This is a genomic window from Acidobacteriota bacterium (assembly GCA_019347945.1).
Lineage (GTDB): Bacteria > Acidobacteriota > Thermoanaerobaculia > Gp7-AA8 > JAHWKK01 > JAHWKK01.
On the sequence record JAHWKK010000012.1, the window covers coordinates 104,466 to 117,036 of the forward strand.

Genomic DNA, 12,571 nt, shown 5'->3' on the forward strand with positions numbered 1-12,571 from the left:
GGCCCGCGATATGCAATCGGTGCGGTGTATGGAAAGACGGGTTTTGGAACGAACCGAAACCTCGACGCGGATCCCACCCAACCATCCGCGCACGACCGCTGCGGTCCCTTCTCGAATTGGACCGATTTGGACGACTTGGACGTACACCGCATCATCCGCCTCCGCAGCCTGACGCCGCAGCGGTCTTTCCTTTTCCTTCTCAGGGATTCGCAGTCTCGAACAGCGCCAGGACCTCGACGTTTCCCTCCGCTCCCCTGATCGGGCTCTCCTCCCGCGCGGAGCAACTCAGCCCCAGACTCTCAGCGAACGCGATGATCGCGGAGACCGCCTGCTCACGAGCGTCGGCGTCTCTGACGATTCCTCCCTTCCCGACGTGCTCGCGTCCGACTTCGAATTGCGGCTTGATCAGCGTCACGATCCGGGCACCGGGTGAGGAGATCCTGAGAGCCGCGGGGAGAATGTGGCGGAGCGAGATGAACGAGACGTCGATACTGACGAGAGAGACGGGCTCCGGGAGGGATTGCTCGTCGAGATAGCGGGCGTTCACCCGCTCCATCACCACGACTCGCGGGTCATTGCGGAGATGGATGTCGAGCTGGCCGTAGCCGACGTCGATGGCGTACACCCTCGCGGCACCTTTTTCCAGCAGGACGTGAGTGAATCCGCCGGTGGACGCCCCGATGTCGGCACAGACGAGACCGCCCGGATCGACCGAGAACCGTTCGAGAGCGTGAGCGAGCTTCACTCCGCCCCGGCCCACCCACGGATGCTCCGGTTCGGCGACCGCGATCTCGTCGGATTGGCGAACCTGGAAGCCGGCCTTTGCGACGATTTCGTCGTTGACCGATACGCGTCGGGACATGATGAGCGCCTGTCCCTTCGAACGATTTTCGGCCAGCCCTCGCGCGACGAGCTCGGCGTCGAGTCTTCTCTTGTTCACCGTGCGATCATCGGTTGGGACCGGCCTTGATGAGCCGATCAGTCCCGCGTCGATATCTCCGCCATCACGCGGATGAGGTTGCGCTCCTCCTCCGAGCCTTCCTCGTAGGACTTCCTCAGCTTGTCGATCTCATCCTGGCTCATGCTCGAGCGAACCGTGAATCCGTCTCTGGGCTGGACGGGCTTCATGATCATCGAGGACTGCCAGACTCCGGAAGGGAGAAGCCGACTGCTCGCGAAGACCTGGGGCAGGGTCGCCTCCGGATCGGGCTCGGAAGCCTTGATCGCGTCGCTCCAGTGCTCCCCCCTCGCGTTTGCCTTCTGTGCGGCGAGCATCCCGCTGACGAGGGAGAGCATGATCCGTCTGAGGTCGGTCTGCGCCCCCATGTCGAGGTCGGTGAACTCCAGCCCGATGTCGTACCGGAGCTCTCCCAGCGCCTCGCTGATCTGTTCGCGAAGGAGGCAGCGTGCGACATGAGCGTCGAAGCTGTGCCACGTCTCGTCGAACTGGAATCGAAGAGGTAGGTGGGTCCCCTGGTCGATTTCATTGGACCCTTCGACTCGCGCGCCGGCGAGGCCGATCTCCTGGAGGGTGACGTCGTGCTCACCGAGAACGGCGGGCATTTTAGAGTCGAGGGTCACACGCTGGGCGCGACGGCGGTCCGAACCTTCAGCTGTCATTAATCCTTCTCCTCCCCCTCAGTTCGCTTCGCAACGATATCCGAAAGGCGCAGGTCAGGCGAGAGTTTCGGCGAGAAGGGCTCGTACCCGGGCGCCTTCATCGCCGGTTCGCCGCGCGTAGTCTTCGAGCTGATCTTCGCCGATCTTCCCCACCGCGAAGTAGCGAGACTCCGGATGCGAGAAATAGAAGCCGGAGACCGCGGACGGAGGAACCATCGCGAGTGTTTCGGTCAGTTCGATACCGATCCGATCGGGCTGAAGCAGCCGGAAGATGACGGTTTTCAAATCGTGATTCGGGCATGCGGGGTAGCCTGGTGCAGGCCGGATTCCCTGGTAACGCTCCCGGATGATCTCGTCGATCGAGAGCTCCTTCTCGATCCCCCACGCTTTCCTCGCTTCGGCGTGAAGCATCTCGGCAAAAGCTTCGGCGAGGCGATCTGCGATCACCTTCACCATGATCGCGCGATAATCATCATGATCCCGCTCGAGCTCGCGGACGATCGGTTCGATTCCGAATCCGGTCGCGACGGCGAACATCCCGATCCAGTCGGGTGGTCCGGAGCTCTCCTGGACGAAGTCGGCGAGACAGAGGTGCGTGTCACCGGCCCGTTTCTTCTGCTGCTGGCGGAGCATCGGGAGCAGATGCCTCTCCTCTTCGGCGGAGACGATGATGTCATCGACCTCGGAATGGGCAGGGAAGAAGCCGTAGACACCTCGCGGCTCGAATGCGTGTTCCGGAACCGACTGGAGCATCGAGAGTGCGTCGTCGTGGAGCTCTCTGGCCCGTGAGCCGGCCCGGGCGTCCTCGAAGATCGCCGGGTACGTCCCGCGCAATTCCCACGCGTGGAAAAAAGGAGTCCAATCGATCCAGGGAACGAGCTCGCGCACCGAAGGGGTGACGATGCGAGTTCCTTCGAAGGACGGGCGGGGTGGCTCTGTCCGGTCGGAGCCTTTCCATCGGCGGGCTCGTGCGGTCTCGAGCGGGACGATCTCGATTTCCCCTCTCCGCGCCTCGTATTCGGTGCGCCATTTCTGCTGATCGTCGGCATTCCTGCTGAGAAAGGCTTCGCGGTCGTTTCCGATCAGCGCTCCGACCACACCCACCGAGCGTGAGGCATCGCTCACGTGGATGACGGGCTCTTCGCGGGCCGGAGCGATCTTCAGCGCGGTGTGGAGACGGGAAGTGGTCGCACCGCCGATCAGAAGGGGAACCTCCAGCTGGCTGCTCTTCATCTCGCGGGCCACGTGGACCATTTCATCGAGCGATGGAGTGATGAGTCCGCTGAGGCCCACCAGATGAGCACCCTCTTTTTTCGCGGTTTCGATGATCTTCGAAGCGGGAACCATGACGCCGAGGTCGATCACTTCGTATCCGTTGCAAGCGAGAACGACACCGACGATGTTCTTGCCGATGTCGTGGACGTCGCCTTTGACGGTAGCCATGACGATCCGCCCGCGGCTCGAGCTCGCCGCTTTTCGCTCTTCCAGAAAGGGCTGAAGATAGGCAACTGCCTTTTTCATCACGCGAGCACTCTTGACGACCTGAGGGAGAAACATCTTTCCGGAGCCGAAAAGATCGCCGACTACGTTCATCCCGTCCATCAGAGGACCCTCGATGACCTCGAGGGGATCACTGGCTTTCGCCCGGGCCTCTTCGGTATCGGTCTCGATGAACTCGACGATTCCATGAACGAGCGAGTGAGTGAGGCGGTCTTCGACCGGCGCCTCGCGCCATTCGAGCCCGGTGCGCTCCCGTTCGGTCTGGGTCTTTTCACTGCCGAGCTCCGCGCTCAGCTCGAGGAGCCGGTCGGTGGCGTCTTCGCGTCGGTTGAAGATCAGGTCCTCGACCAGATCTCTCAGCACCGGATCGATCTCGTCGTAGATTGCGAGCTGCCCCGCGTTGACGATTCCCATGTCGAGTCCGGCGTTGATGGCGTGGTAGAGGAACGCTGCGTGAAGTGCTTCCCGAATGACGTCCTGCCCCCGGAATGCGAAAGAAAGATTGCTCACACCGCCGCTGATAAGACATCGGGGAAAACGCTCCGAAAGAATACGTACGGTCTCGAGGAACGAGACGGCGTAATCGGCGTGCTCGTCGATGCCGGTACCGATCGTCAGAATGTTCGGATCGAAAATGATGTCCTCGTCATTGAAGCCGCATTCCTCGGTGAGGATCTGGTGGGAGCGTGAAAGGATCTCGATCCGTCGATCGGTTGTGGTTGCCTGCCCCAGTTCATCGAAGGCCATCACGACCACTGCAGCTCCGAGCCGTCGAACGGTTCGGGCCTGCGAGACGAACGGGTCTTCCCCCTCCTTGAGGGAGATGGAGTTCACGATCCCTTTCCCCTGGATATTCTCGAGGCCGGCCTCCAGGACGCTCCATCGAGAACTGTCGACCATGATCGGGACGGTTGCGATGTCCGGTTCGGCGGCAATGAGCCTGAGAAAGTCGACCATCATCTGCTCCGAGTCGAGCAGGCCCTCGTCCATGTTGATGTCGATGATGTTTGCGCCCCCTTCGATCTGCTGGCGGGCGATTGCAAGCGCGCTGTCCAGGTCGCCTTCGCGAATGAGGCGCGCGAATTTCCTCGATCCGGTCACGTTGGTGCGTTCCCCGACCATGATGAAGTTCGAGTCGGGGCGGATCGTGAGCGCCTCGAGCCCGCTGAGCCTCGTGAAAGGGAGACGCTCGGGTACCGCGCGCGGCGTGACTCCGGACACTGCTCCGGCGATCGCGGCAATGTGCTCGGGGGTTGTCCCGCAGCAGCCACCGACGATGTTGAGCCATCCGTTGCGGGCAAACTCGCCGAGAAATTCCGCCATCGACGCGGGTGTCTCGTCGTAGTCACCGAGCTCGTTAGGAAGACCGGCGTTGGGGTAGCAGGCGAGGTGCACCGGCGCGATTCTCGACAGCTCCTCGACATGCGGGCGCATCTCGCGCGGCCCGAGAGCGCAGTTGATGCTGACCGCCAGGAGATCGGCATGGGAGATCGAGTTCCAGAAGGCCTCGACGGTCTGGCCCGAGAGGGTGCGTCCCGAGGCGTCGGTGATCGTCACGGAGGCGATGAGTGGAACGCGTCGCCCGAGCTTCGCGAACGCTCGGGAAATGCCCGACAGAGAGGCCTTCAGATTGAGAGTGTCGAAGGTGGTCTCCGCCATCAGCAGATCGACACCCCCTTCGAGGAGTGCTTCGGCCTGCTCCTGATAGGAAGTCTCGAGATCTCTGAAGCTGACGGCGCGAAAACCGGGGCGATTCACATCGGGCGACAGAGAGGCGGTCCGGTTCGTCGGCCCCATCGAACCAGCAACGAATCGCGGGCGGGACGGGTCATCGGCGGTGGCGGCATCCGCCGCTTCCCTCGCGATTCTGGCTGCGGCGAGATTGATGTCCCGCACGGCGGCTTCCAGTGCGTAGTCCGCCATCGAGATCGAGGTCGCATTGAAGGTGTTGGTCTCGACGATATCGGCGCCGGCGGCGAGAAAATCCCGATGAATCTCCCGGATGACATCCGGGCGGGTGATCGAGAGGAGATCATTCGCTCCTCTGAGGTCCCGCGAATGATCGCGAAAGGCCTCACCGCGGTAATCCTCTTCGGTGAGGCGGTAACGCTGGATCATGGTTCCCATCGCTCCGTCGAGGATGAGGATGCGGCCTTCGAGAAGAATCTCCGGTGTCGTCTCCATCGGGTTCATTTCGCTCCAATCGAGACGGCTCGGGCCCGTTTTGGGGGCCAGAAGACTGGGAAAATCCGCGCCGGCTCTTTAGCTTTTTTTATGCTGGTTGCAAGCGTCCCCAAATCAATCCAGCGAAGTCGAGGTTAGCACATTCGCGGAAAATCGGCAGAGCTGCTCGACAGGATCCGATCTCTGTCCGTTTCCACCCGGCGGACGAGCGTCGAGACGTGGCCGTAGCTCCGCAGGCCGGGAAGCGCCGCGATGTCGCGGAGCCGGCTGAGCGACTCAATCCTGGCCAGATCCGCGATGATCGCCCGCCGGGGATGCCCGCGCGTCGTGCGGGGCTTCGCCTCGGTTTTGTTCAGACGATGTGCGCATAGCTATCGCGACGAAGCCGGCGGCACGCCGATGGCGCCCGCGAGCACGCCCTTCAGGATGGATGGCCGCTTCTTTCTTCTTCGCCCGAACCTCATCGATCCCTCCGGTGGGAACTTAGAGGAAGGAACCTAACGGGCCCGGGGCATCATTGGATCGCCGGGCTCTGCCTGTGAGAAACCGAGCCGGGCTGTGAATCCACATTTTTCACGACCGAGGGTAGGAAAACGTTCCTCTCGCCCACTGAGGTAGGTGAAAGCCACAACATAGGAGCAAGGATGCCCTTCACCCGGATGCTCGCAATTCGCGCGGTACTTTTGATGGTTTTTCTGTTGCTACTCGCGACTCCGCTCGCGGCTCAATGCGAATCGGTGCCGTATCCCAGTATCAGCCTCGTACCTACGAACCCTGTCCCCGATTCCGAGGGATTGATTGAGTACACCGTCACCTGGCAGTTTCCTTCAGAGCTCGAAGAGCTCGATTCTTCGAACCGGGTCTTGAAGTTGTGGGTTGATGGTGTCGAGCTCGAGTCGTGGGGCTCCAACAACGCAGCGATGTCGGGCACGAAACAGTACATTGACGATGTCTCCTGCAAAGATCCGGCAACGCGGGTGGTCAAGGTTGCAGCAATTGGCTGCGGTAAGGCCACGTACGCTGAGCACTCGTTCCAAGTACCGGAAAAGACACCGATCTTTCATGCGGTGAATGTCAGCGAGCCAGAAACCGCCGTTTACCAGATTGCCGCCACGATCGAATTCCCAAACACCAAAGAGGTAACTCTCGACGCCGATTACCGTTATACGGTTTTCGGGGTTGAGGGCGTCGCCACGACATCGGAGCAGTGGTGGGCGCCCAAGTACGGGACGACCGCAATAAATTTCCAGACTTTATGCGAGCCCGGAGGGAGCTATCCGTTTTTCGTTCGGGCGTACACGTGTGCCTCGCTCATGAGGGCCACGGTGGCCGAGTATGAGGGCAGCTTGAATATCCCCGACAAGACGCCGACGGTCGACCTCTCCGTTTACAGGGAGCCGGACGGAGAGGTCATCATGACACAGAACTATCACTTTCCGGTCTGGAAGAGGGACAACGCTGATACGTGGTGGGTTCACATCTACCGCAACGACGAACAGGAGGAGTTCAGTCCCGATTACTGGTGGGCAGAACAGAGCGGCACGCGAGTGATGGGGAAGTACTTCCCGAAGGACAAAGAGGATGTCAATCTGCTTCGAGCGGTCGCCAGGTTCTGTGCCGGAAGCGCGGAGGACGTAAAGTCGGTTCCGCCGGTGGAGGCTTCCTGCGAGATCGGCCCGAAGAAAGTTTCAGGCGCCACCGCGCTCGGTTCCGCGGTGCCACCGCAGCCCGTGAGCTCGTGCCCCGACTGCGTCGGCGCACCCATTCACCTCGGGTCCGGCAACATGCGGATGAATGACCTCGATCCCGTGGCTGGCGAGATCCAGCTCGACCGGACCTACGACAGCCAGGATTCCGGTACGCACTGGTTCGGCCGCGGCTGGTGGTCGCTTTTCGATTCGAAGATCACATCGGTCAGGAGCGGGCAGTATCTCGTCGTTTCCGACCTGGCGGGCGATCAGTTCACCTTCGAAGATCGCGACGGCGCCCTCGTTCAGATTGATCCATCGCCTCGCATTCATCGCGTCGTACTCGAACATGACGCCGCGAACGCTGTATGGCGGTTCGGCAGCGCCGATTCCGAGGTCCGCCAGGTCTATCGGACGATGGACGGCAAGCTCGTCGGATTCGATCTCGTCGGAGGGCGCTCGTACACGGTCGGCTGGAGCGCGGATGTTCCCACCTCCGTCAGCGACTCCTGGGGCAACTGGAACCTGACCGTCAACAGCAATGCGGAGGGAAGGATCAGCTCGATCGTTTCTCCCAACGGTACGTGGAGTTACGAGTACACCACCACGGGCCACCTGACGCGCGTCGCGCTCGACGCTGTCACCTGGCGAACCTACACGTATTCGAGCACGTACGCGAGCGCCGTGATGACTGCCGCCCATGATGCCGCAGGCAAGCTCATCGAGTCGCATGCGTACGATTCGGCCGGTCGCGCGATTTCATCGATCTCCGAGGAGAACGCCGTGACCAACATTACCTGGGTGACTGGCCGCGTACCGGGCGAGTTTGCTGCTCGGATCACCGACGGATCCGGTAAGGTCACGACGTATTACACGCGCCAGGTAGGTGGACGGACGCGGACGGTCGAGATCGACGGGATCTGCGACTGCGGCACCGATGACACCGTCTTCGGGTTCGAGGAAGACGGCGATCTCGTCCGAGAGCAGAACGCGCGCGGTTACATCACCGAGCGTACCTTCGATGGATTTGGCAAGGTTCTCTCGGAAACGACCGCACTGAAGCCGACCGGATGCGATCCGGAGACCGATGCGAACCATTGTCGTCTCAGTCCCGATTCTATTCTCACGGCGGCGCTCGAGACGAGCGCCGCCTCGCGCACCGTCAACTATGAATATGGCGATCCCAGCTGGCCGACCGCGGTCACGCGAATCTCGCGGTCGAGCATTCTCGCGCCGGGACAGGAGACTTCGACGACTTTCACCTACGACGCCGAGACCGGCCAGATTCTCGTCCAGAACGACTCCGGCTGGACCGGGTCGCCCGCCGAGCTCGAAACCCGGACGACGACCACGACTCTTTACGACGGCACCGAAGGGGCTGTTTTCAATCCCGGAGGAGTTTTCCAGAGCTCATGGCTCACGCTCGCGCAGCCCGCCGGGTTCCGCAGGCGCGTCGACGGGCCGCGCACGGATGTCGCCGACGCGACCGACTTCGTTTATTACCCGGTCGACGCTTCGGTACCATCCGGATCGCGTGGCAAGCTGGCCGCCGTTCGCAACGCCGCCGGACACATCACACGCTACGAGAACTACGACGCCCTCGGGAACGCGCAGAGAATCGTCGATGCGAATGGCGTTGTCACCGAGAGGACCTTCGATACGCTCGGCCGGCTCGTTTCGACGACGACGCTCGGGGTCTCCGGATGCGACACGACGCTCGATCCTCTCTGTTCGACGGACATCACGACTACGCGCACCTACGCCGGCCTCGGTCCGCTGCAGTCCGACACCAGCGCGGACGGCGCCGTCACGGCTTACACGCTCGACGATCGCGGACGGACCACCACGCTCGAACGAGGCCCCTCGGCTGGAACGATGCTCGAACGAATGAGCTACGACTACGATCCCGCAACCGGACTGAAGTCGGCTGACCGCACCCTCGGCTGGAATGGCAGCGCGTGGGTCGAGACCCGATCCCAGACCTTCGACTATGACAGCCGCGGCCAGCTCCTCTTCACGACGTTCCCCACCGGGGACACCGTCAGCTATGAGTACGACGCCGCGCGCAATCTCGTCGCGACGACCGATGAGAACCACACGAGCGCCAACACGCTTTACGTCTACGATCCGGCCGATCATCTTACGGAAATCCGCCAGCTTCTCGACGGCGCGTGGATTACGACGAGGTACGGTTACGACGGCGACGGAAATCTCGTCTCGGTCACCGACCCGAACGGGAACATCACGACCTATGTCTACGACGATTTCGGGCAGATGATCCAGCAGTCGAGCCCGGTCACCGGGACGACGACTTACGACTACGACACCGCGGGCAGTCTCGTCACGACGACCGACTCCCGCGGCGCCACGACAGGCCGAGCCTACGACGTCCTCGGTCGGACGCTGTCGAGCACGACCACCCTGGGAGCCGAGACCGAGCAGGTCGGCTGGACCTGGGACAGCGGCACGTTCGGCATCGGGCGGCTTGCGAGCATGTCCGACGAGCTCGGCACGGTCGATTACACGTACACGCGGCTCGGCCAGCTCGCCCGCGAGCAGCGCTCGATTTACGGTTCGGTCTACACCACTGCTTACGCTTACGACGAGGAGGGCAACCGAACGCGGCTGAACTACCCATCCGGGCTCATCGTCGAGACCGGTCACGACTACGCGGGGCGGCCGGTCTCGGCCTCGACCCCTGGTGGCACCGTCTATGTGACGAGCGCCGAATACGAACCATTCGGCCCGATGAAGTCGCTCGTCTACGGGAACGGGACGCAGAAGGTTGTGAGTCACGACACCCGATACCGGCCGCGGACGATCGACGTTGCCGGACCCGCGGGGCCGGTCGCCGAATGGGGTTACTCCTACGACGGCGTTGGCAACATCACGGGCATCGCCGACGCGCTCGACCCGAAATTCAGCCGGACGTTCGGTTACGACGAACTGAACCGGATCACGCAGGCGAACACGGGCGTCGCGCTCTGGGGCACGGGCAGCTACACCTACGACGCGATGGGGAACATGCTCTCGGCCTCGCTCGGTACCGCACAGCGATCGTTCGCCTACCAGGGAACGACGCCGAAGCTCGCGACGTCAACGGACTTCTCCGGTGGGACGACGCCGGTATCGTACGACAGCGCGGGCAATGAGGTCGCGCGCTCCGCGACAACGTTCGATTACTCGTCGAGAAACAACCTGGTCGAAACCGCCGGTCTGTCGTACCGCTACGATGGCCGGGGCCTGCGCCTCGTCACGGCAGGTTCGACCGGTTCGATCGCCATGGTGGCCTCCTCGCTCGTCGAGATCGAAGGGGGTGAGGCGGCGACTGGAACAGTGACGCTCACGCAGCCTGCGCCTGCTGGGGGAGCGGTCGTAGACCTCATCAGCTCGTCATCCGACCTGACGGTTCCTTCGTCAGTGACGGTTCCCGAGGGAGCAACCACCGCACTCTTCACGATCTCGGCGGCGTACACCGCGGAAACCCTTCCCGCCGTCGTCACCGCCCGCTGGGGTTCAACCGCATCGGTCGCCGTCTCGGTTCGAGCGATGCCGGCGGTGACTGGCATCCAGCTCACACCCAACGACGTCGGGGGTGGCAGTTCATCGACCGGCACGGTCACCCTCGACCGTCCCGCTCCTTCGATCGGAACCGAGGTCACGTTGACCAGTTCGGATGTAAACGCGGCGACTGTTCCCGCTTCGGTGATGGTGACGGATGGTCAGAGTACGGCGATCTTCACTGTCGACACGAGTGTGGTCGAGAACACGACCACTTCGTCGATCCGCGGAACGACACTTTCGGGGACGAGCTCCGCGACGCTCACCATCCGCAGGAGCACGGCGGATCTCGCGAGCATCGACCTGGGAAGCGGCACTGTCGTCAGCGGTTACCCGATGACCGGCTCTGTCGTTCTCACAGCACCGGCACCCACCGGCGGGGCAGTTGTTGCGCTCGAATCGACCGATCCGGTGAATGCTCCCGTTCCCGCCGAAGTGACGGTTCCCGAGGGGGAAACTTCGGCGCCGTTCGCGATCGCCACGAGGCCACTGACGAGCTCGAGCACGGCCACGATCAGCGGGACATTTGGGCTCACGCAGGCATCGACGCTGACGCTCCTGGCATGCGCGGTACCGCCAATGCATCCCGGGCCGTCGTCGTTCCCGCAGGATGATTCCGTCTGGTCGGACGACACCGTCCCGGGTACCGGTATCGTGAGCTGGAAATGGTCGACCGAGCAGGCGGTGAGCGGAACCAAGTCACACACGAACTGGGAACTCGTTTCCGGACTCTCGGCGCACTCTTTCCATGACGCTCCGAACTGGTTTTTGGGACCGAATGACAGTCTCTTTACCTATGTTCTTCATGACCCGTGTCACCCTACACGCGCGATCATGCTGTCGTGGCGCGACGAGAACGGTTCATGGGAGCACCGGGCGTACTGGGGCGAGAATCTCTTCACGGCCGGTACCGACGGAACAGCAAGCCGGAAGAGAATGGGGGATCTTCCGCAGGTCGGCGACTGGGTCCGGCTCGAGGTCAACGCCGCCGATGTCGGGCTCGCGAACAAGTCGGTGAATGCAATGCACTTCTCGACGTATGACGGTTGGGTCTGGTTCGACCGGTCGGGTTTCGGTGTCTGCACACTGGGAGAACTTGCACAACCGACCGACTTCAATCCCGCCGAAGTGGTCTGGTTGGAGGATACTTACATCTGGGCTGCTTCATGGAACTGGCAGTGGGTTTCCGATCAGAAGGCGAGCGGGGATCTCTCGCACAGCCACGCCCCGGCGGTTGGAGCGTACTCACAGGGCTTCCGGGATGCGCCCACGGTCACCGCGGGTCCGGGCGATTCCTGGTCTCAGTATGTTCTTCTCGACCCCTGCAATCCTCCCCGGGAGATCATGCTCGAGTTCAGAGTGGGAAATAACTTCGCGAACCGTGCATACTGGGGAGAAAACCTCATCGAGCACGGAACGCCGGGAACATCCGAGCGCGTCTACATGGGGCCGCTTCCACCGCTCGGCGTCTGGACGCGGCTGGAGATGCCGGCCGAGTGGATCGGTCTCGTGAACAAGGCGGTCAACGGGATGTCGTTCGTCGTCTACGACGGAAGGGTATGGTGGGACCGGACGTCCAGAGTGCCTGGTACGGCTTACGACAACGCCGCGTGGAACCGCTACGCGACCCAGTCGTCGACCGCAGGCTCGGCCGCCGCCACGCTCGCGACCGACAACTCGACCTCAGGCAACGGCTCGCTGGGGGAGGTTTCGATGACGAACGTCGAGGCCCAGCCGTGGTGGGAGATCGACCTCGGCAGCCTCCAGTCGATCCATCGGATCGACATCTGGAACCGGACGGACTGCTGCCAGTCCGATCTCAGCGACTACTACGTGCTGCTCTCCGACGTGCCGTTCGATTCGACCGACCTCGCGACAACTCTCGCTCAACCGGGCGTCAGAGCGATTCACGTCGCGGATCACGCCGATGTCCGGCGGCTCGAGATGCAGGAGACTGCACGGTTCGTTCGGATCCAGTTGAACGGGACGGCGGCTTTGCAGCTCGCCGAGGTGAAGAT

At 62.4% G+C, this 12,571-nt stretch carries 4 protein-coding genes; 1 reads left to right on the top strand and 3 read right to left on the bottom strand.

The features are described 5' to 3' along the window. Window positions 1-199 precede the first annotated feature (199 nt). From KY459_09770 to metH, 3 genes are read right to left on the bottom strand one after another with little or no spacing between them, the layout of a single operon-like run. The gene (locus KY459_09770; protein ID MBW3565000.1) at window positions 200-940 is read right to left on the bottom strand and encodes a TlyA family RNA methyltransferase; all 741 of its coding nucleotides are present in this window, start codon (window positions 938-940) and stop codon (window positions 200-202) included. A 38-nt stretch (window positions 941-978) separates the two neighbouring features. Then, a complete protein-coding gene (locus tag KY459_09775) occupies window positions 979-1,620 on the bottom strand; it encodes a PilZ domain-containing protein (protein MBW3565001.1) in 642 nt (213 codons plus the stop codon). Window positions 1,621-1,674: 54 nt separating this feature from the next. After that, window positions 1,675-5,313 carry a methionine synthase gene (gene metH / locus KY459_09780; protein ID MBW3565002.1) on the bottom strand — a complete coding sequence of 1,213 codons (3,639 nt, stop codon included), beginning with the start codon at window positions 5,311-5,313 and terminating at the stop codon, window positions 1,675-1,677. Between the two features lie 635 nt (window positions 5,314-5,948). On the opposite strand from metH, the gene KY459_09785 reads away from it, so the two are divergent. Beyond that, window positions 5,949-12,571: hypothetical protein (locus KY459_09785; protein MBW3565003.1), on the top strand; the 6,623-nt coding region annotated here is incomplete at its 3' end.